Raw genomic sequence first — 19,906 nt, forward strand, 5'->3', positions numbered from 1 at the left:
AGTGTACCCAAGCGCTGGCCGGGACGCGATCTTACTGGTGATAAAGCTTCACTTTAGATGAGTTCTGGCCACTGCGATGGGCAGTGTTTTGCCGGTTGAGACTTTTGGCCGCTCCTTTAAGGGTGCGTCCAGCCAGGCTCTACGCGTTACAATGGCGCCTTTAACTCTCATGAGGTGCGCGTTTTGACTGCTCCAGGTGCTTTGAATTCCGTTGTTGGCTCACTTTATGTGGTGGCCACGCCCATCGGTAACCTGGACGACATCAGTGCGCGTGCGCTCAAAGTGTTGCGCGAGGTATCGCTGATCGCGGCCGAGGACACGCGCCACTCGCTGCGCCTGATGCAGCATTTTGGTATCGCGACGCCGCTGGGTGCCTGTCACGAGCATAACGAGCGGGATGAAGGTAATCGCTTCATCCAGCGCTTGCTCGCCGGTGAGGACGTGGCGTTGATCTCCGACGCGGGGACCCCGCTGATCTCTGATCCGGGCTACCACCTGGTGCGCCAGGCACGTGCGGCCGGGGTCAAGGTGGTGCCGGTGCCGGGTGCGTGCGCCTTGATTGCCGCTTTGTCGGCCGCGGGCCTGCCCTCTGACCGCTTTATCTTCGAAGGCTTCTTGCCGGCCAAGGCGGTGGGCCGTCGCTCGCGTCTGGAGGCAGTAAAGGAAGAGCCGCGCACGCTGATTTTCTATGAGGCGCCGCACCGCATTCTGGAGTGCCTGCAAGACATGGAGTCGGTGTTTGGTGCTGATCGCCCGGCATTGTTGGCGAGGGAGCTGACCAAGACCTTTGAAACCCTCAAGGGCTTGCCTTTGTCCGAACTGCGCGCTTTTGTTGAGGCAGACAGCAATCAACAGCGTGGCGAATGCGTGGTGCTGGTTGCTGGTTGGACAGCTCCCGAGACAGATCAAGTTGTCAGCAGTGAAGCCATGCGCATTCTTGATTTGTTGCTTAAAGAGATGCCGCTCAAACGTGCTGCTGCATTGGCCGCTGAAATAACCGGTGAGCGCAAGAACGTGTTGTACCAAGTTGCGCTTGATAAGCAGAAAGCAGAGTAACGAGTAGTGGCATTTAGCCTTGATTTAACAATCGGGCTTTAAATAGAGCCGCTGAAGTTTGATTGCCGGGCGCGATTACACGCTTTAAAGCTTGTTCTATACGCTGTGTACAGTTAACCTTCGCGCCGGAGAGTCGATTGGACAGTCGCTGCCCTCTATGAAAATTAGGGGGGGGAGGAAAGTCCGGGCTCCATAGGGCGAAGTGCCAGGTAATGCCTGGGAGGCGTGAGCCTACGGAAAGTGCCACAGAAAATAACCGCCTAAGCGCTTCGGCGCCGGTAAGGGTGAAAAGGTGCGGTAAGAGCGCACCGCACGTCTGGCAACAGTTCGTGGCTAGGTAAACCCCACTTGGAGCAAGACCAAATAGGGTCCCAAGGCGTGGCCCGCGCTGGGACCGGGTAGGTTGCTAAAGATGTCCAGTGATGGCCATCGTAGACGAATGACTGTTCAAGACAGAACCCGGCTTACAGATCGACTCTCCACCTTTTTCCCCTGCTTGTTTCGCAAGCAGACAGGCATGTAGAAATGCTCGCTTCACCCCCTCGCTTTAGTTGCATGAAGAACCGCTCATCTTAATGTCAAAAAAACCTCACTCTTAAGAAACCACTTTAAGTTTGAAGTCCTGCGCATTGAATTAGCTGCGGATCGCCCCTCCAAAAAACCTTTCGCTTATTGCTGTGCGTCTATTTACCCACCTAAATCTCCGTAATGTAAGGATTTTCCTTCGGGCCGCGCCTTGACGGTGTGGTAGGGGCATTCCTATAGTGTGCGCAAGTGGCGAAAAGTGGCATAAAGTGGGTTTTCCAGACGTAAAACGCTAATATTTGGAGTGCCGCCTCGTGTTTCGCGGAGCTAACGCAATCAGTCTCGATGCCAAGGGCCGTCTCGCAATGCCGAGCCGGTACCGTGACGAGCTGAATTCGAGAAGCTCCGGGCAACTGATCGTGACCATTGATGCGGTGGATCCCTGCTTATGTGTGTACCCGCTCGATGAGTGGGAATTGATTGAAACCAAGCTGCGGGCGTTGCCGTCGTTACGTGAAGAAAACCGACGTTTACAACGCTTGTTGATTGGTAATGCCGTCGATCTTGAGCTCGACGGCAGTGGTCGTTTTCTGGTGCCGCCGCGTTTGCGTGAGTATGCCAAGTTGGACAAGCGCGCGATGTTGGTGGGCCAGTTGAACAAGTTTCAACTGTGGGACGAGGATGCCTGGGAAGCCGTTTCTGCCGCTGACCTTGCAGCCATTCAACAACCGGGCGCGATGCCTGATGAACTGCGTGATTTAATTCTGTGACTATTGATAGCGACTTCAACCACATCACCGTACTGCTCGATGAAGCCGTAGAGGCTCTCGCCGTACGTCCTGATGGATGCTATCTGGATGGCACCTTTGGTCGCGGCGGACATAGCCGCCTGATACTCCAGCATCTTGGCCCCCAGGGGCGTCTCCTCGGGTTTGATAAAGATCCACAAGCGATTGCGACCGGGCAAGCGCTAGCGGCCGAAGACGGCCGCTTTGTCATTGTGCAGCGCAGCTTTGCTGAAATGGGAGCCGAAGTGGCCGAGCGCGGCCTGGCGGGCAAGGTCAGCGGCGTTCTGCTCGACCTGGGCGTGTCGTCGCCACAGCTTGACGACCCGGAGCGTGGCTTCAGCTTCATGAATGACGGCCCTCTGGACATGCGCATGAACCCGAATGCGGGCATCAGCGCGGCGGAGTTCGTCAACACCGCCTCCCACGAAGAAATCACCCGTGTGTTCAAGGAATACGGCGAAGAGCGCTACGCCGGTCGCATGGCCCGTGCCGTGGTCGAGCGCCGTGAAATCACGCCGTTCGAGCGCACTGGCGATCTGGCTGAAGTACTCAAAGTTGCCAATCCGGCCTGGGAAAAGGGCAAGCACCCTGCGACCCGAACGTTCCAGGGCCTGCGCATTCACGTTAACAACGAACTCGGAGATCTGAAGGCCGGTCTTGAAGCGGCGCTGGAGTCGCTGGAAGTCGGCGGCCGTCTGGTTGTTATCAGCTTCCACTCCCTCGAGGACCGCATCGTCAAGCTGTTCATGCGCGATTTGGTCAAAGGTGAACCGGACAACCTGCCGCGTGGCTTGCCTGTCCAGCACAAAGCCTTTGAGCCCAAGATCAAAATTCATGGCAAGGCGCAGTTCGCTTCTGAAGCCGAACTCAAAGCCAACCCGCGCTCGCGCAGCGCTGTCATGCGCGTTGCGGAGAAGCTTCGTTGAACAAGCTTTACGCCAAACCCCTCCCCGGCGGAAGCTTCTTCATGCTGCTGCTGTTTGTTGCCGTGCTGGTTTCAGCCGTGGGCGTTTCCTATAGCGCGCACTGGAACCGCCAATTGCTCAACACCCTGTACGGGGAGCTGAGCGTGCGCGACAAGGCCCAGGCAGAGTGGGGCCGCTTGATCCTTGAGCAGAGCACCTGGACTGCCCATAGCCGTATCGAAACCCTGGCCAGCGAACAACTGAAGATGCACATCCCCGGTGCAGCAGAAGTTCGGATGGTGACGCCATGATCAAACTCGAAGGCGCGCTCTATCCGTGGCGTTTTCGCGTGGTGCTGGGTTTACTGGCGCTGCTGGTAGGCGCGATCGCCTGCCAGATTATCTACCTGCAAGTGATCGACCACGATTTCTTGAAAGGTCAGGGCGATGCCCGCAGCTTGCGGCACATCACCATCCCGGCACACCGCGGGTTGATTACCGACCGTAATGGCGAGCCTCTGGCGGTCAGTACGCCGGTGACCACGCTGTGGGCCAACCCAAAAGAAATGCAGGCGGGTAAGGATCACTGGCCGGCATTGGCGCGCGCGCTTGGGCAAGACCCTAAAGTGCTGACTGCGCGCCTTGAGCAGCAAGCCAACAAAGAATTCATTTACCTCGTTCGTGGCCTGACGCCCGAGCAAGGGCAAGTCGTGCTCGATCTCAAGGTTCCGGGCGTTTACGGCATTGAAGAGTTCCGCCGCTTCTACCCGGCCGGTGAAGTCACCGCGCACATGGTGGGCTTTACCGATATCGATGACAAAGGTCGTGAGGGTGTCGAGCTGGCCTATGACGAATGGCTGGCCGGTGTGCCGGGCAAGCGACAGGTCATCAAGGACCGACGCGGTCGTCTGATTAAAGACATTCAAGTCACTAAAAACGCCAAGGCAGGGAAGACCTTGGCGTTGTCGATTGACCTGCGCCTGCAATACCTGGCCAACCGCGAACTGCGCAATGCGCTGGTCGAAAACGGCGCCAAGGCGGGCAGCCTGGTGATCATGGACGTGAAGACCGGCGAAATCCTCGCCATGGTCAACCAACCGACTTACAACCCGAACAACCGTCGCAACCTGCAACCGGCGATGATGCGTAACCGCGCCATGATCGACGTGTTCGAGCCGGGTTCAACGGTTAAGCCGATTTCGATGAGTGCGGCGCTGGAAACCGGTCGCTGGAAACCAACCGACAAGGTTGAGGTGTACCCGGGTACCTTGCAGTTGGGCAAATACACCATTCGTGACGTATCGCGTACTGAAGGCCCGGTGCTGGACCTGACCGGCATCCTGATCAACTCCAGTAACGTGGGCATGAGTAAGGTCGCCTTCGATATCGGTGGCGAAGCGATTTTCCGTCAGATGGCGAAAATGGGCCTGGGCCAGGACACCGGTCTGGGCTTCCCCGGCGAGCGTGTGGGTAACCTGCCCAACTACCGTGAATGGCGCAAAGCCGAAACCGCGACCCTGTCTTACGGCTACGGTGTTTCCGTGACCGCCATCCAGTTGGTTCACGCGTTCTCGGCATTGGCCAACAACGGCAAGTTGGCACCGCTGACCTTGCTCAAGGCCGACAAGGACAAGCCCGTACAAGCCACGCAAGTCATGCCGGAGCAGGTCGCCAAGACCTTGCAGGGCATGCTCCAGGAAGTGATCGAAAACCCGCGTGGTGTCTGGCGTGCCAAGGTGCCGGCGTATCACGTCGGCGGCAAGTCGGGTACGGCGCGTAAAACCTCGTCCGGCGGCGTTAAAGGCTACGCGGTCAACTCTTACCGTTCCCTGTTTGCCGGTTTTGGCCCGATGAGCGATCCGCGCTACGCGATCGTGGTCGTGATCGATGAGCCGAGTAAGGCGGGCTACTTCGGTGGTCTGGTATCGGCGCCGGTCTTCAGCAAAGTGATGTCCGGAACGTTGCGCCTGATGAACGTGACCCCGGACAACCTGCCGACGGCAGCAGAGCAACAAGCTGCGACCGCTGCAGCAGCCAAAGGAGGGCGCGGCTAATGTCCCTGAACCTGATCAAAATTTTCCCTAACGCGGGTCACGACGTGATGATCCGTGAGTTGACCCTCGACAGCCGCAGTGTGCGTGCCGGTGATTTGTTCCTCGCGGTGCCGGGCGCCAAGCTCGATGGTCGTGAACACATCGCCGATGCTTTGCAGCGTGGCGCAGCCGCCGTGGCCTATGAAGTCGAAGGCGCTTCAGTGTTGCCGATTACCGATGTACCGCTGATCCCTGTCAAAGGCTTGATCGCCCAACTGTCGGACCTGGCCGGGCGCTTTTATGGTGAACCAAGCCGCGTCTTGAACCTGGTGGGCGTTACCGGCACCAATGGCAAAACCAGCGTGACGCAACTGGTCGCGCAAGCGCTTGATCACCTGGGCCAACACTGCGGCATCATTGGCACGCTGGGTACCGGTTTTTACGGTGCGCTGCAAAGCGGGCGCAACACCACGCCGGACCCGATTGCCGTGCAGGCCATGTTGGCCGACCTGAAAAAGGCCGGGGCCAAAGCCGTTGCCATGGAAGTGTCGTCTCACGGGCTGGATCAAGGCCGGGTCAGCGCGTTAGCGTTCGACGTGGCCGTGATGACCAACTTGTCCCGCGATCATCTGGACTATCACGGCACCATGGAGGCTTATGCAGCCGCCAAGGCCAAGCTGTTTGCCTGGCCTGATCTGAGCAGCCGGGTGGTGAACCTGGATGACGAGTTCGGCCGTCAACTGGCGAGCGAAAAACACCCCTCGAAACTGATCAGTTACAGCCTCGAAGACAGCAGCGCTTACCTGTATTGCCGTGACGCCGTGTTCGATGACGATGGTGTGCGCGCCACGTTGGTAACCCCGCAAGGCGAGCACCTGTTGCGCAGCACTTTGCTCGGTCGTTTCAACCTGAGCAACGTCCTGGCGGCGGTTGGCGCGCTGCTCGGTCTCGACTATGCACTCGATGAAATTCTCAAGGTCTTGCCCAAGCTGGAAGGCCCGGTGGGTCGCATGCAGCGCCTGGGCGGCGGCAGCAAGCCGCTGGTCGTGGTCGATTATGCCCACACCCCGGACGCGCTGGAAAAAGTACTGGCGGCCCTGCGTCCTCACGCCAAAGGTCAGTTGCAATGCCTGTTCGGCTGCGGCGGCGACCGTGATCGCGGCAAGCGCCCGATCATGGCCGAAGTGGTCGAGCGGTTGGCTGACGCCGTACTGGTGACAGACGACAACCCGCGCAGCGAAGACCCGGCGCAGATCTTCAGCGATATCCGTGCAGGCTTTGCCAACACTGACAAGGTGACCTTTGTCGCCGGTCGCGGTGCCGCCATTGCCCAGATCATCGCCAATGCGCACGCCGAAGACGTCATCGTGCTGGCCGGTAAAGGTCACGAGGACTATCAGGAAATCAACGGCGAACGCCACGATTTCTCTGACCTGGTCGAAGCTGAAAAAGCCCTCAACGCCTGGGAGGCTGCGCATGCTTAAGCCTTTGTTGTTGAGCGAAGTGGCAGCCACCCTGAATGGTCGTTTGGTTGGTGAAGACGCGCGTTTCAGTGGCGTCAGCATCGACAGCCGCGCCATTGACCAGGGCCAGTTGTTCATTGCCCTGACCGGCCCGCGTTTTGATGGTCATGACTACTTGAATGACGTCGCTGCAAAAGGCGCCGTCGCAGCCCTTGTTGAGCGCGAAGTGCCTGAGTCGGCCTTGCCTCAACTGGTGGTCGCGGATACCCGTGCCGCGTTGGGCCAATTGGGCGCGCGGAACCGTGCCGGCTACGACAAGCCGGTTGCGGCCATCACCGGCTCCAGCGGCAAAACCACGGTCAAGGAAATGCTGGCCTGCATCCTGCGCACGCGCGGCCCGGTGCTGGCGACCAAAGGCAACTTGAATAACGACTTGGGCGTGCCGCTGACCCTGCTCGAACTGACCCGGGAACACACCTCGGCGGTCATCGAACTGGGTGCTTCGCGCATCGGCGAAATCGCCTACACCGTGGCCATGACCAAGCCCCACGTTGCGGTGCTGAACAATGCCGGTACCGCCCACGTGGGTGAGTTCGGCGGCCCTGACAAAATCGTCGAGGCCAAAGGTGAAATTATTGAAGGCCTGGCGGCAGACGGCATCGCCGTGCTCAACCTCGATGACAAGGCTTTTGCCATCTGGCACGCCCGCGCAGCCGGTCGCCAGGTGCTCAGCTTCTCGCTGAAAAACCCTGAAGCAGATTTCTACGCCAGTGATTTGAGCCTGGATGCGCGAGGTTGCCCACGTTTTACCCTGCGCAGCCCGCAAGGTATCGAGCCGGTTCAAATCAACCTGTTGGGCATGCATAACGTGGCCAATGCATTGGCCGCCGCGGCTGCCGCCCATGCGCTGGGTGTGTCGTTGTTCGGCATCAAAACCGGCCTTGAGGCCGTGCAGCCAGTCAAAGGGCGTGCGGTCGCGCAAGTGACTGGCACAGGCCTGCGAATTATTGATGACACTTACAACGCAAACCCCACCTCAATGTGCGCTGCCGTTGATATACTCGCCGCCTTTTCCGGTCGTACCGTCCTGGTACTCGGAGACATTGGCGAGCTGGGTGAGTGGGCGGAGCAAGGACATCGTGAAGTAGGCGCTTATGCCGCCGACAAGGTTTCAGCGCTCTATGCGGTGGGACCGCTGATGGCTCATGCCGTCGCTGCATTTGGACACCAGGCTCGTCACTTTGCCAATCAGGCTGACCTGATCACGGCACTTCGCACTGAGCACGAAAAAAACACCACTATTTTGATCAAGGGCTCGCGCAGCGCAGCGATGGAGAACGTCGTTGCGGCACTGTGCGGTTCCTGCGGGGAGAAACATTAATGCTGCTGCTTCTAGCGGAGTATCTACAACAGTTTTACAAGGGCTTCGCAGTCTTCCAGTACCTGTCCCTGCGCGGGATTCTGGGCGTACTGACCGCGCTGTCGTTGTCGTTGTGCCTTGGCCCGTGGATGATCCGCACGTTGCAAAACCGTCAGATCGGCCAATCGGTGCGTAACGATGGTCCGCAATCACACCTGTCCAAATCCGGCACCCCGACCATGGGTGGTGCGTTGATCTTGTCGGCCATTACCATCAGCACCTTGCTGTGGGCTGACCTGAGCAACCGTTATGTGTGGGTGGTGTTGCTGGTGACCCTGCTGTTTGGCGCCATTGGCTGGGTTGATGACTACCGTAAGGTCATCGAAAAGAACTCGCGCGGGCTGCCAAGCCGCTGGAAGTACTTCTGGCAATCGGTGTTCGGCCTGGCTGCGGCGATCTTCCTGTACGTGACCGCGCCAAGCGCCGTCGAAACCACCTTGATCCTGCCGATTCTTAAAGATGCCAGCATTCCACTGGGCATCGGCTTTGTCGTGCTGACCTATTTTGTGATCGTCGGTTCGAGCAACGCGGTCAACCTGACTGACGGCCTCGACGGCCTGGCGATCATGCCCACCGTGATGGTCGGCGGCGCGCTGGGTATCTTCTGCTACCTGTCGGGCAACCTGAAATTCGCTGACTACCTGCTGATTCCGTATGTTCCGGGCGCCGGTGAGCTGATTGTATTCTGCGGCGCACTGATTGGTGCCGGGCTTGGCTTCCTGTGGTTCAACACCTACCCGGCACAAGTGTTCATGGGCGACGTCGGCGCACTGGCGCTGGGTGCTGCGCTGGGCACCATCGCGGTCATCGTGCGCCAAGAAATCGTGCTGTTCATCATGGGCGGTGTGTTCGTGATGGAAACCCTGTCGGTGGTCATCCAGGTCGCGTCGTTCAAGCTGACCGGCAAGCGGGTGTTCCGCATGGCGCCGATTCACCACCACTTTGAACTCAAGGGCTGGCCTGAGCCACGCGTGATCGTCCGTTTCTGGATTATCACCGTGATCCTCGTGTTGATCGGCCTTGCCACGCTGAAGCTGAGGTAGAACCTGTGTCTCTGATCGCTTCTGACCACTTCCGCATCGTTGTCGGCCTCGGCAAGAGCGGCATGTCCCTGGTGCGCTTTCTGGCGAGCCGGGGTGTGTCGTTTGCCGTAGCGGACACGCGGGAAAATCCACCGGAGCTGGCCACGCTGCGCCGTGACTATCCGCAGGTGGACGTGCGTTGTGGCGAGCTGGACGTCGAGTTCCTGTGCCGCGCCGATGAGCTCTACGTGAGCCCCGGTCTGGCCCTGGCGACGCCTGCGCTGCAAGCGGCGGCTGCCCGTGGGGTGAAACTGTCGGGCGACATCGACCTGTTCGCGCGTAACGCGAAAGCCCCCATCGTGGCAATCAGTGGTTCCAACGCGAAAAGCACCGTGACCACGCTGGTGGGCGAAATGGCCGCGGCGGCCGGCAAGCGTGTGGCCGTGGGCGGCAACCTTGGCACCCCGGCGCTGGACCTGCTCAGCGATGACATCGAGCTGTACGTGATGGAACTCTCGAGTTTCCAGCTCGAAACCACCAACGACCTCGGCGCTGAAGTCGCCACCGTGCTCAACATCAGCGAAGACCACATGGACCGCTACAGCGGCCTGCCGGCGTATCACTTGGCCAAGCACCGGATTTTCCGTGGCGCTCGCCAAGTGGTGTTCAACCGTCAGGACGCACTCACCCGTCCGCTGATGGGCGAAGGCCTGCCGTGCTGGTCGTTCGGCTTGAGCGTTCCCGATTTCAAGGCGTTCGGCCTGCGTGAAGAGCAGGGCGAAAAATACCTGGCCTTCGAATTCCAGAACCTGATGCCCGTGCGTGAATTGAAAATCCGTGGCGCACACAACCAGGCCAATGCTTTGGCTGCGCTGGCGCTGGGGCATGCCGTGGGCTTGCCGTTCGACGCCATGCTGTCGAGCCTGCGTACCTTTGCCGGTCTTGAGCATCGTTGCCAATGGGTCCGCGAACTGGACGGCGTGAGCTATTACAACGACTCCAAAGCCACCAACGTCGGTGCTGCCCTGGCCGCCATTGAAGGCTTGGGCTCGGACATGGACGGCAAGCTGATCCTGATCGCCGGCGGTGATGGCAAGGGCGCTGATTTCAGCGGCCTGCGCGATTCCGTCGCCAAGCACTGCCGCGCCGTGGTGTTGATGGGCCGCGATAGCGGTCTGATCGCCGATGCGCTGGGTGATGCGGTTCCGCAAATTCGGGCCACTTCGCTGGACGACGCCATTGCGCAAAGCCGTGCACAGGCTCGCGCAGGTGACGCGGTACTGCTGTCGCCTGCGTGCGCCAGCTTTGATATGTTCAAAAATTACGAAGAACGCGGCCACCTCTTTGCGCGCGCAGTGGAGGCATTGGCATGATCTTCGGCTTCCTGAAACCTTACCCTTCGCCCTTGATCACGGGCCGTGGCATAGACCTCGACTTCCCGCTGCTGGCCGGTTGCCTGGCACTGCTGGGCCTGGGGCTGGTGATGATCACCTCGGCGTCGTCTGAAGTGGCGGCGTTGCAGTCGGGTAACACGCTGTACCACATGATCCGGCACCTGTTTTACATCGTGCTCGGTCTGGGTGCGTGCATCATGACCATGATGGTGCCGATTGCGACCTGGCAGCGTATGGGCTTCATGCTGTTGATCGGTGCGTTCGGCTTGCTGGTCATGGTGTTGCTGCCGGGCATTGGCCGTGAGGTCAACGGTTCGATGCGCTGGATCGGTTTCAGCTTCTTTAACGTGCAGCCTTCGGAAATCGCCAAAGTGTTCGTGGTGATTTACCTCGCCGGCTACCTGGTGCGTCAGCAAAAGGAAGTGCGTGACAGCTGGATGGGCTTCTTCAAGCCCTTCATCGTGTTGCTGCCCATGGCAGGTTTATTGCTGATGGAGCCTGACTTCGGTGCCACCGTCGTAATGATGGGCGCAGCGGCGGCCATGTTGTTCCTCGGCGGTGTGGGCCTGTTCCGCTTCGCGCTGATGGTGGCGTTGGCGGTGGGCGCGGTGTTCGTGCTGGTTCAAGCACAGCCGTACCGGATGGCGCGTCTGATTACCTTTACCGACCCATGGTCCGACCAGTTTGGTTCGGGCTACCAACTCACCCAGGCACTGATCGCGTTCGGTCGCGGCGAGTGGTTCGGGGTGGGCTTGGGCAACAGCGTACAAAAGCAGTTCTACCTGCCCGAAGCGCACACCGACTTCGTGTTCTCGGTATTGGCTGAAGAACTCGGCGTGGTCGGTTCGTTGCTGACCGTGGCGCTGTTCGTGTTCGTCTGTGTGCGCGGCATGTACATCGGCATGTGGGCAGAGCGCGCCAAACAATACTTCTCGGCTTACATGGCGTACGGCTTGTCGTTCCTGTGGATCGGCCAGTTCCTGATCAACATCGGGGTAAACGTCGGTCTGCTGCCTACCAAAGGCCTGACCTTGCCATTCCTCAGTTATGGCGGCAGTTCGTTGGTGATTTGCTGTGTGTGTATGGGTTTGTTGCTGCGCATCGAGTGGGAGAGTCGAACCCACCTGGGCAGCGAAGAGACCGACTTCAAAGAAAGCGACTTCGCAGAGGAGCCGAACCATGGGCGCTAATGTGCTGATCATGGCGGGCGGCACCGGCGGGCATGTGTTCCCGGCGCTGGCCTGCGCGCGTGAGTTTGAAGCGCGTGGCTACACCGTGCACTGGCTCGGAACACCGCGAGGCATCGAAAACGAACTGGTTGAACCGGCAGGCTTTACCCTGCACCGGATCAACGTCACGGGCCTGCGTGGCAAAGGCAAACTGTCGCTGCTCAAGGCGCCGTTTGTGTTGCTCAAGGCCTTGTTCCAGGCACGCAAAATCATCCGCCAGCTCAAGCCCGTGTGCGTGCTCGGCTTTGGCGGCTATGTGACCGGGCCTGGCGGCCTGGCGGCCAAAACCTGCGGCGTGCCGGTGATCATTCACGAGCAGAACGCCGTGGCCGGTACCGCCAACCGTTTGTTGGTGCCGATGACGAGCCGTGTGTGTGAAGCCTTCCCGCAGACGTTTGCCGCCTCGGACAAGCTGCGCACTACCGGCAACCCGGTGCGCCCCGAGCTGTTCACTCTGGCGCCCCGCGCTGCACTCGAAGGGCGCAAGGCGCGCTTGCTGGTGCTGGGCGGCAGCCTGGGTGCCGAGCCCCTGAACAAATTACTGCCTGAAGCCTTGGCCAACGTAGCGGCTGAGCTGCGCCCTGAAGTGTTTCATCAGGCGGGCAAAAAACACGATGAAATCACCGCCCAGCGTTACACCGCGGCCGGTGTCGAGGCAGATGTTCAGCCCTTCATCAAAGACATGGCCCACGCCTATGGCTGGGCCGACCTGGTGGTTTGTCGCGCAGGCGCGCTGACCGTCAGTGAACTGGCTGCGGCCGGTCTGCCCTCGCTGCTGGTGCCGTTGCCCCACGCGATTGACGACCATCAGAGCCGTAATGCTGACTTTTTGGCACGGGAGGGCGCGGCCTTCCTGATGCCGCAAGCGACAACTGGCGCGGCCGAACTGGCGGCTCGCCTGACAGAGGTATTGATGCAACCGGAACGACTCAACAGCATGGCGGCCAACGCGCGTCGCCTGGCCAAACCTGATGCCACCCGTAACGTTGTCGACATCTGCCTGGAGGTGGCCAATGGTTGAGAATCAAAAAGCCATGCCGCAACCGGAAATGCGCCGCATCCGTCGTATCCACTTCGTCGGTATCGGCGGCGTGGGCATGTGCGGGATCGCAGAGGTATTGCTGAACCTGGGCTACCAGGTGTCGGGCTCTGACCTCAATGCATCGGCTGTTACCGAACGCCTTGAGTCGTTTGGCGCGCACATCTTTATCGGCCACCGCGCCGAGAACGCTGCCAACGCCGATGTGCTGGTGGTGTCCAGCGCTGTAAACACCTCCAACCCGGAAGTTGCCAGTGCGCTTGAGCGCCGCATTCCGGTAGTGCCACGGGCCGAAATGCTGGCTGAGCTGATGCGCTATCGCCACGGCATCGCCGTTGCCGGCACGCACGGTAAAACCACCACCACCAGCCTGTTGGCTTCGGTGTTCGCGGCCGGTGGCCTTGACCCGACGTTCGTCATCGGTGGCCGTCTGAATGCAGCAGGCACCAATGCCCAGTTGGGCACCAGCCGTTACCTGATTGCCGAAGCTGACGAGAGCGATGCCAGCTTCTTGCACCTGCAACCGCTGGTTGCGGTCGTCACCAACATCGACGCCGACCACATGGCGACCTACGAAGGTGACTTCAACAAACTGAAGAAAACCTTCGTCGAGTTCCTCCACAACCTGCCGTTCTACGGCTTGGCTGTGCTGTGCCTGGACGATCCGGTGGTGCGTGAAATCCTGCCACTGGTCAAACGTCCAACCGTGACCTACGGCTTCAGCGAAGCCGCTGACGTGCGCGCCATCAATGTGCGCCAGCAGGGCATGCAAACCTTCTTCACCGTGCTGCGCCCAGACCGCGAGCCGCTGGATGTGTCGGTCAATATGCCGGGCAACCACAACGTACTGAACGCCTTGGCCACCATCTGCATTGCCTCCGATGAAGGCATCAGCGATGAAGCCATCGTTCAGGGCCTGTCGGGCTTCCAGGGTGTGGGCCGACGCTTCCAGGTCTACGGCGAACTGCCGGTCGATGGCGGCAGCGTGATGCTGGTGGACGACTACGGTCACCACCCGACCGAAGTTGCTGCAGTGATTAAAGCCGTGCGCGGTGGTTGGCCTGAGCGCCGCCTGGTCATGGTTTACCAGCCGCACCGCTTTAGCCGTACCCGCGACCTGTACGACGATTTCGTGCAAGTGCTGGCCGACGCCAACGTGTTGCTGTTGATGGAAGTCTACCCGGCGGGCGAAGAACCGATTCCGGGCGCGGACAGCCGTCAGCTGTGCCACAGCATCCGTCAGCGCGGCCAGTTAGACCCGATCTACATCGAGCGCGGCGTTGAGCTGGCGCCAATCGTCAAGCCGCTGCTGCGTGCAGGCGACATTCTGTTGTGCCAAGGGGCGGGCGATATCGGCCGTCTGGCACCGCAACTGATTAAAAGTCCGTTGTTCGCCGGTGCTGAAATTGCCGCCAACGAGGGGAAACTGAAATGACTGCTGCCTACGCCACGCTGTTTTCGACCATCGCCCCCGCCGATTTCGGCCGGGTAGCGGTGCTCTTTGGCGGCAAAAGTGCTGAACGTGAAGTGTCCCTGAAATCGGGTAATGCGGTTCTCAAGGCGCTGCTGGACGCGGGTGTTAACGCCTTCGGTATCGATGTGGGCGATGACTTCATCAGCCGTATCACCGCTGAAAAAATCGACCGCGCCTTTATCATCCTCCACGGCCGTGGCGGTGAAGACGGCAGCATGCAAGGCCTGCTGGAATGCCTGGGCATCCCTTACACCGGCAGCGGCATTCTGGCGTCGGCCTTGGCCATGGACAAGCTGCGCACCAAGCAGGTGTGGCACAGCCTGGGGATTCCAACACCGCGTCACGCCGTGTTGAGCAGCGAAGCTGATTGTATTTCTGCGGCGAAGGAACTGAGCTTCCCTTTGATCGTCAAACCGGCCCATGAAGGTTCAAGTATCGGTATGGCCAAAGTGAACAGTGCAGACGAATTGATCGTCGCCTGGACCGAGGCCAGTAAGTACGACTCGCAAGTGCTGGTTGAGCAATGGATCCACGGTCCTGAGTTCACCATCGCCACCCTGCGTGACCAAGTGTTGCCACCTATCGCACTGGGCACGCCGCATACGTTCTACGACTACGACGCCAAATACGTGTCTGAGGATACTCAGTACCGGATTCCGTGCGGCCTTGATAGCGACAAAGAGCAAGAGCTGATGGAACTCACGGCCAAAGCCTGTGAGGCGATCGGGATTGCCGGTTGGGGCCGTCTGGACGTGATGCAAGACGTTGATGGCCAGTTCTGGTTGCTTGAGGTCAACACCGCGCCGGGCATGACGGACCATAGCCTGGTGCCGATGGCAGCCAAGGCGGCGGGTCTGGATTTCCAACAACTGGTGCTGTCGATTCTGGCCGCCAGTGTTGAGCCACGAGGTTAAGACCATGCCAGGCGCATCGCTTCGTCATCAGCAACCTGTCCCCGGCCGCAAGCCGGTGCCACGGGGTGCCAGCCGGATGGTGGCTAAAGAGCCGATGTCGGTGCGTGTGCCAAAAGCCAATTTTGGCTTTTTGAAAGTGCTGTTTTGGCCTGTGTTGCTGGTGGCCCTGGGGTTCGGTACGTACGAAGGCGCACAACGCCTGATGCCGTACGCGGACCGCCCGATCACCAACATCAATGTGCAGGGCGACTTGACCTACATCAGTCAGCAGGCCGTGCAACAGCGTATTGCTCCTTATGTGGCCGCGAGTTTCTTCACGGTCGATCTGGAAGGCATGCGCACTGAGCTGGAACAAATGCCATGGATTGCTCACGCCGAAGTCCGTCGGGTGTGGCCGGACCAAGTGGTGATTCGCCTTGAAGAGCAACTGCCGGTTGCGCGCTGGGGCGATGAAGCATTGCTGAATAACCAGGGCCAGGCATTCACCCCGCGTGAGCTGGCCAACTACGAACATTTGCCGCAGCTGTTTGGCCCACAACGGGCCCAGCAGCAAGTGATGCAGCAGTATCAGGTGTTGAGCCAGATGCTGCGTCCGATGGGCTTTTCCATTGCCCGGCTGGAATTGCGTGAGCGCGGTAGCTGGTTCCTGACCACCGGAGCCGGCAGTGCAGGGCCTGGGATCGAGCTGCTGTTGGGGCGCGATCACTTGGTAGAAAAAATGCGTCGCTTCATAGCCATCTATGAAAAAACGCTGAAAGAACAGATTACAAACATTGCGCGCATTGATTTGCGTTATGCCAACGGATTGGCCGTCGGCTGGCGGGAACCTGTGGCACCCACGATAGCCCAACCCGCTGTCGCGAAGAATTAAGAAGAGGCAGGACCCATGGCAAATGTGCAAAGCGGCAAAATGATCGTTGGTCTCGATATCGGTACCTCCAAGGTGGTGGCGCTGGTAGGCGAGGTTGGTGAAGACGGCACGATCGAAATCGTCGGTATTGGCACGCATCCGTCCCGGGGCCTGAAGAAGGGCGTGGTGGTCAACATCGAGTCCACCGTGCAGTCGATCCAGCGCGCGATTGAAGAAGCGCAGCTGATGGCCGGTTGCCGGATCCACTCGGCGTTCGTCGGTGTTGCGGGCAACCATATCCGCAGCCTGAACTCCCACGGCATCGTCGCCATCCGTGATCGTGAAGTGAGCACGGCTGACCTTGAGCGCGTGCTTGACGCTGCCCAGGCAGTGGCCATTCCGGCAGACCAGCGTGTGTTGCACACCCTGGCGCAGGACTACGTGATCGACAACCAGGAAGGCGTTCGTGAGCCGCTGGGCATGTCGGGCGTACGTCTGGAAGCCAAAGTGCACGTCGTGACCTGCGCGGTAAATGCTGCGCAGAACATTGAGAAGTGCGTGCGTCGCTGTGGCCTTGAGGTGGATGACATCATCCTCGAGCAACTGGCGTCGGCTTACTCGGTATTGACCGATGACGAGAAAGAACTGGGCGTGTGCCTGGTCGACATCGGCGGTGGCACCACGGATATCGCGATCTTCACTGAAGGCGCTATTCGTCACACCGCGGTGATCCCGATTGCGGGCGATCAGGTCACCAACGACATCGCGATGGCGTTACGTACCCCGACCCAATACGCCGAAGAAATCAAAATCCGTTACGCCTGCGCACTGGCCAAACTGGCCAGCGCGGGTGAAACCATCAAAGTACCGAGCGTGGGCGACCGTCCTCCGCGCGAGTTGTCCCGCCAGGCCCTGGCTGAAGTGGTTGAGCCGCGTTACGACGAATTGTTCACGTTGATCCAGGCAGAGCTGCGTCGCAGCGGCTACGAAGACCTGATCCCGGCCGGCATCGTGCTGACCGGTGGCACTTCGAAAATGGAAGGCGCTGTTGAGCTGGCTGAGGAGATCTTCCACATGCCGGTTCGCCTGGGCGTACCGCACAGCTTCAAAGGCTTGTCCGACGTTGTGCGCAATCCGATTTACTCCACCGCTGTGGGCTTGTTGCTGTACGGGCTGCAAAAGCAGTCAGACGGTATTTCCATATCGGGTATCAGCAACCGCGACAGCTACAGCAGTGAAGAACAAAAAGCCCCTGTGTTCGAGCGCCTCAAGCGCTGGGTTCAGGGCAACTTTTAAAGCTTGAGCAGTAAAAGATTCAAAAGCAGTAGAAGTAGGCGAAATAACTAGAGAATGTAAGGAGAGGGACCATGTTCGAACTCGTAGACAACATCCCGCAGAGCCCGGTAATCAAAGTTATCGGTGTTGGTGGTGGCGGTGGCAATGCTGTTAACCACATGGTTAAGAGCAACATCGAAGGCGTGGAATTCATCTGCGCCAACACTGACGCACAAGCGCTGAAGAACATTGGCGCGCGTACCATCCTGCAATTGGGCACCGGTGTGACCAAAGGCCTGGGTGCTGGCGCCAATCCTGAGGTCGGTCGTCAGGCCGCTCTGGAAGACCGCGAGCGCATCGCTGAAGTGTTGCAGGGCACCAACATGGTGTTCATCACCACGGGCATGGGCGGTGGTACCGGTACCGGTGCTGCGCCGATCATTGCCGAAGTGGCCAAGGAAATGGGCATCCTCACCGTTGCGGTGGTGACACGTCCGTTCCCGTTTGAAGGTCGCAAGCGCATGCAGATCGCTGACGAAGGCATTCGTCTGCTGTCCGAAAGCGTTGACTCGTTGATTACGATTCCGAACGAAAAACTGCTGACCATCCTCGGTAAAGACGCCAGCCTGCTGTCAGCTTTCGCCAAGGCCGATGACGTACTGGCCGGTGCCGTTCGCGGTATCTCCGACATCATCAAGCGTCCGGGCATGATCAACGTCGACTTTGCCGACGTGCGCACCGTGATGAGCGAAATGGGCATGGCAATGATGGGCACTGGCTGCGCCAGCGGTCCTAATCGTGCACGTGAAGCGACCGAAGCGGCCATCCGCAACCCGCTGCTCGAAGACGTGAACCTGGAAGGCGCTCGCGGCATCCTGGTAAACATCACTGCCGGTCCTGACCTGTCTCTGGGTGAATACTCCGACGTGGGCAGCATCATTGAAGCGTTCGCTTCGGAGCACGCAATGGTCAAGGTCGGTACGGTTATCGATCCGGACATGCGCGACGAACTGCACGTGACCGTGGTTGCTACCGGTCTGGGCGCGAAAATCGAGAAGCCGGTCAAGGTTATCGACAACACCGTTCAGGCATCGTACGCAACGGCTTCGGCCCAGCCAGCGCCTTCGCGTCAAGAACCGCGTGTCGAGCGTCAGGAGCTGCCAGCGGTTAACTACCGTGACCTGGACCGTCCAACCGTGATGCGTAATCAGGCTCAGCACGGCGCAACAGCCGCTGCCAAGCTGAATCCGCAAGATGATCTGGACTACCTGGACATCCCGGCATTCCTGCGTCGTCAGGCTGATTAATGAAATCAATCAGGGGTATTCAGGTGATTGGTGTTCAGCAAAGGCTCGGTCTGCTATTATCGCCAGCCTTTGTTGATACCAGTTCGCAATTTGCGCTGAAGCGGCCAATGCCATGATTAAACAACGCACCCTGAAAAATATTATCCGTGCCACAGGTGTCGGCCTGCACTCCGGTGAGAAGGTCTACCTGACCCTCAAGCCTGCGCCTGTGGACACCGGCATCGTGTTTTGTCGTGCAGACCTTGACCCTGTGGTGCAGATTCCTGCTCGCGCGGAAAACGTCGGCGAGACGACGATGTCGACCACGTTGGTCAACGGCGATGTAAAAGTAGACACGGTAGAGCATTTGCTCTCGGCCATGGCTGGCCTTGGGATCGATAACGCCTACGTCGAACTCTCCGCGTCTGAAGTCCCGATTATGGACGGTAGCGCCGGACCTTTCGTGTTTTTGATTCAATCTGCCGGCCTGGAAGAACAGGACGCGCCGAAGAAGTTCATCCGTATCCTGCGTGAAGTGACAGTGGAAGATGGCGACAAGCGCGCTACTTTCGTCCCTTTCGAAGGCTTCAAGGTGAGCTTCGAGATCGATTTCGATCACCCGGTTTTCCGTAACCGCACCCAAAGTGCAAGCGTGGATTTCTCAAGCACTTCGTTTGTAAAAGAAGTCAGCCGCGCGCGTACCTTTGGTTTCATGAGTGACATCGAGTACCTGCGCAAGCACAACCTCGCACTCGGCGGCAGCGTGGAAAACGCGATCGTAGTCGATTCCGATGGTGTACTGAACGAAGACGGCCTTCGCTACGAAGACGAATTCGTGAAGCACAAAATCCTCGACGCCATTGGCGATCTCTACCTGTTGGGCAATAGCCTGATTGGTGAGTTCAAGGGCTTCAAGTCTGGCCATGCACTGAACAACCAGCTGCTTCGCAAGCTGATTGAACAGACCGATGCATGGGAAGTCGTGACCTTTGAAGACGCCAGCACTGCACCGATCTCGTACATGCGTCCGGTTGCGGCAGTTTAAGTAAAACTTCATTCTCTAGTTTTTGAAGGCCACCCTCGGGTGGTCTTTTTTTTACCCGATGTTTAACGTAAATCTGTAGGAGCGAGCTTGCTCGCGATCCTTTGATCTTGGCTGGGGCAGCTTCGCTACCCATCGCAGCCTTCGTGCCTCGTCAGCGACTACAAATCGGACGTAGCCTCGCAAAGCTCG

17 protein-coding genes and 1 other RNA gene are annotated in these 19,906 nt (G+C 59.2%); all 18 read left to right on the forward strand.

Annotated features, from left to right (window positions below; genetic code table 11):
- The first annotated feature begins 201 nt into the window (after positions 1-201).
- The 18 genes from rsmI (at position 202) to lpxC (ending at position 19,717) form a co-directional block, all read left to right on the forward strand.
- Positions 202-1,056 carry a 16S rRNA (cytidine(1402)-2'-O)-methyltransferase gene (gene rsmI, locus ACJJU9_RS04250; RefSeq protein WP_048367196.1) on the forward strand — a complete coding sequence of 285 codons (855 nt, stop codon included), beginning with the start codon at positions 202-204 and terminating at the stop codon, positions 1,054-1,056.
- A gap of 129 nt (positions 1,057-1,185) precedes the next feature.
- Positions 1,186-1,539, forward strand: an RNA gene (rnpB, locus tag ACJJU9_RS04255) — RNase P RNA component class A.
- Between the two features lie 356 nt (positions 1,540-1,895).
- Entirely contained in the window at positions 1,896-2,351 is a 456-nt protein-coding gene (gene mraZ / locus ACJJU9_RS04260) for a division/cell wall cluster transcriptional repressor MraZ (protein WP_048367195.1), read from the forward strand.
- Positions 2,348-3,295, forward strand: coding sequence for a 16S rRNA (cytosine(1402)-N(4))-methyltransferase RsmH (gene rsmH, locus ACJJU9_RS04265; protein ID WP_407730126.1), 948 nt, complete (start codon positions 2,348-2,350; stop codon positions 3,293-3,295). Before mraZ ends, rsmH begins: the two co-directional genes overlap by 4 nt.
- Positions 3,292-3,585, forward strand: a complete 294-nt coding sequence (gene ftsL / locus ACJJU9_RS04270; protein ID WP_048367192.1) for a cell division protein FtsL — start codon at positions 3,292-3,294, stop codon at positions 3,583-3,585. Before rsmH ends, ftsL begins: the two co-directional genes overlap by 4 nt.
- On the forward strand, positions 3,582-5,327 hold the full coding sequence (locus ACJJU9_RS04275; protein ID WP_048367191.1) for a penicillin-binding protein 2: 1,746 nt from the start codon (positions 3,582-3,584) through the stop codon (positions 5,325-5,327). The genes ftsL and ACJJU9_RS04275 overlap by 4 nt, the downstream gene beginning before the upstream one ends.
- Positions 5,327-6,790 (forward strand): UDP-N-acetylmuramoyl-L-alanyl-D-glutamate--2,6-diaminopimelate ligase, encoded by a 1,464-nt coding sequence (murE, locus tag ACJJU9_RS04280; protein ID WP_407730127.1) that lies wholly within the window; start codon positions 5,327-5,329, stop codon positions 6,788-6,790. The genes ACJJU9_RS04275 and murE overlap by 1 nt, the downstream gene beginning before the upstream one ends.
- Complete coding sequence (gene murF, locus ACJJU9_RS04285) at positions 6,783-8,150, forward strand: UDP-N-acetylmuramoyl-tripeptide--D-alanyl-D-alanine ligase (RefSeq protein ID WP_407730128.1); 1,368 nt, start codon at positions 6,783-6,785, stop codon at positions 8,148-8,150. The genes murE and murF overlap by 8 nt, the downstream gene beginning before the upstream one ends.
- Positions 8,150-9,232, forward strand: a complete 1,083-nt coding sequence (mraY, locus tag ACJJU9_RS04290) for a phospho-N-acetylmuramoyl-pentapeptide-transferase (RefSeq protein WP_048367188.1) — start codon at positions 8,150-8,152, stop codon at positions 9,230-9,232. The genes murF and mraY overlap by 1 nt, the downstream gene beginning before the upstream one ends.
- Before the next feature lie 5 nt (positions 9,233-9,237).
- Positions 9,238-10,584, forward strand: coding sequence for a UDP-N-acetylmuramoyl-L-alanine--D-glutamate ligase (gene murD, locus ACJJU9_RS04295; protein WP_273218658.1), 1,347 nt, complete (start codon positions 9,238-9,240; stop codon positions 10,582-10,584).
- Positions 10,581-11,795: a putative lipid II flippase FtsW gene (gene ftsW / locus ACJJU9_RS04300; RefSeq protein WP_048389895.1), complete on the forward strand. Its 1,215-nt coding sequence runs from the start codon at positions 10,581-10,583 to the stop codon at positions 11,793-11,795. Before murD ends, ftsW begins: the two co-directional genes overlap by 4 nt.
- Entirely contained in the window at positions 11,785-12,855 is a 1,071-nt protein-coding gene (murG, locus tag ACJJU9_RS04305) for an undecaprenyldiphospho-muramoylpentapeptide beta-N-acetylglucosaminyltransferase (RefSeq protein ID WP_153332671.1), read from the forward strand. The genes ftsW and murG overlap by 11 nt, the downstream gene beginning before the upstream one ends.
- Positions 12,848-14,308 (forward strand): UDP-N-acetylmuramate--L-alanine ligase, encoded by a 1,461-nt coding sequence (gene murC, locus ACJJU9_RS04310; protein ID WP_407730129.1) that lies wholly within the window; start codon positions 12,848-12,850, stop codon positions 14,306-14,308. The genes murG and murC overlap by 8 nt, the downstream gene beginning before the upstream one ends.
- Positions 14,305-15,261: a D-alanine--D-alanine ligase gene (locus ACJJU9_RS04315; protein WP_048367180.1), complete on the forward strand. Its 957-nt coding sequence runs from the start codon at positions 14,305-14,307 to the stop codon at positions 15,259-15,261. The genes murC and ACJJU9_RS04315 overlap by 4 nt, the downstream gene beginning before the upstream one ends.
- A gap of 4 nt (positions 15,262-15,265) precedes the next feature.
- Positions 15,266-16,132 (forward strand): cell division protein FtsQ/DivIB, encoded by an 867-nt coding sequence (locus tag ACJJU9_RS04320; protein WP_048367179.1) that lies wholly within the window; start codon positions 15,266-15,268, stop codon positions 16,130-16,132.
- A gap of 15 nt (positions 16,133-16,147) precedes the next feature.
- Positions 16,148-17,407: a cell division protein FtsA gene (gene ftsA, locus ACJJU9_RS04325; protein WP_048367176.1), complete on the forward strand. Its 1,260-nt coding sequence runs from the start codon at positions 16,148-16,150 to the stop codon at positions 17,405-17,407.
- Between the two features lie 71 nt (positions 17,408-17,478).
- Positions 17,479-18,693 (forward strand): cell division protein FtsZ, encoded by a 1,215-nt coding sequence (gene ftsZ / locus ACJJU9_RS04330; protein ID WP_048367173.1) that lies wholly within the window; start codon positions 17,479-17,481, stop codon positions 18,691-18,693.
- Positions 18,694-18,805: 112 nt separating this feature from the next.
- On the forward strand, positions 18,806-19,717 hold the full coding sequence (lpxC, locus tag ACJJU9_RS04335; RefSeq protein ID WP_048367172.1) for a UDP-3-O-acyl-N-acetylglucosamine deacetylase: 912 nt from the start codon (positions 18,806-18,808) through the stop codon (positions 19,715-19,717).
- Positions 19,718-19,906: the final 189 nt, after the last annotated feature.

This window comes from Pseudomonas helleri, assembly GCF_045830615.1.
Taxonomy (GTDB): Bacteria; Pseudomonadota; Gammaproteobacteria; order Pseudomonadales; family Pseudomonadaceae; genus Aquipseudomonas; species Aquipseudomonas helleri.

What these genes read in the sequence shown, in the direction of transcription:
- ACJJU9_RS04275 (WP_048367191.1), top strand. Translation starts at nt 3,582, where the DNA reads ATGATCAAACTCGAAGGCGCGCTCTATCCGTGGCGTTTTCGCGTGGTG.
- murE (WP_407730127.1), top strand. Translation starts at nt 5,327, where the DNA reads ATGTCCCTGAACCTGATCAAAATTTTCCCTAACGCGGGTCACGACGTG.
- murF (WP_407730128.1), top strand. Translation starts at nt 6,783, where the DNA reads ATGCTTAAGCCTTTGTTGTTGAGCGAAGTGGCAGCCACCCTGAATGGT.
- mraY (WP_048367188.1), top strand. Translation starts at nt 8,150, where the DNA reads ATGCTGCTGCTTCTAGCGGAGTATCTACAACAGTTTTACAAGGGCTTC.
- ftsW (WP_048389895.1), top strand. Translation starts at nt 10,581, where the DNA reads ATGATCTTCGGCTTCCTGAAACCTTACCCTTCGCCCTTGATCACGGGC.
- murG (WP_153332671.1), top strand. Translation starts at nt 11,785, where the DNA reads ATGGGCGCTAATGTGCTGATCATGGCGGGCGGCACCGGCGGGCATGTG.
- murC (WP_407730129.1), top strand. Translation starts at nt 12,848, where the DNA reads ATGGTTGAGAATCAAAAAGCCATGCCGCAACCGGAAATGCGCCGCATC.
- ACJJU9_RS04315 (WP_048367180.1), top strand. Translation starts at nt 14,305, where the DNA reads ATGACTGCTGCCTACGCCACGCTGTTTTCGACCATCGCCCCCGCCGAT.
- ACJJU9_RS04320 (WP_048367179.1), top strand. Translation starts at nt 15,266, where the DNA reads ATGCCAGGCGCATCGCTTCGTCATCAGCAACCTGTCCCCGGCCGCAAG.
- ftsA (WP_048367176.1), top strand. Translation starts at nt 16,148, where the DNA reads ATGGCAAATGTGCAAAGCGGCAAAATGATCGTTGGTCTCGATATCGGT.
- ftsZ (WP_048367173.1), top strand. Translation starts at nt 17,479, where the DNA reads ATGTTCGAACTCGTAGACAACATCCCGCAGAGCCCGGTAATCAAAGTT.
- lpxC (WP_048367172.1), top strand. Translation starts at nt 18,806, where the DNA reads ATGATTAAACAACGCACCCTGAAAAATATTATCCGTGCCACAGGTGTC.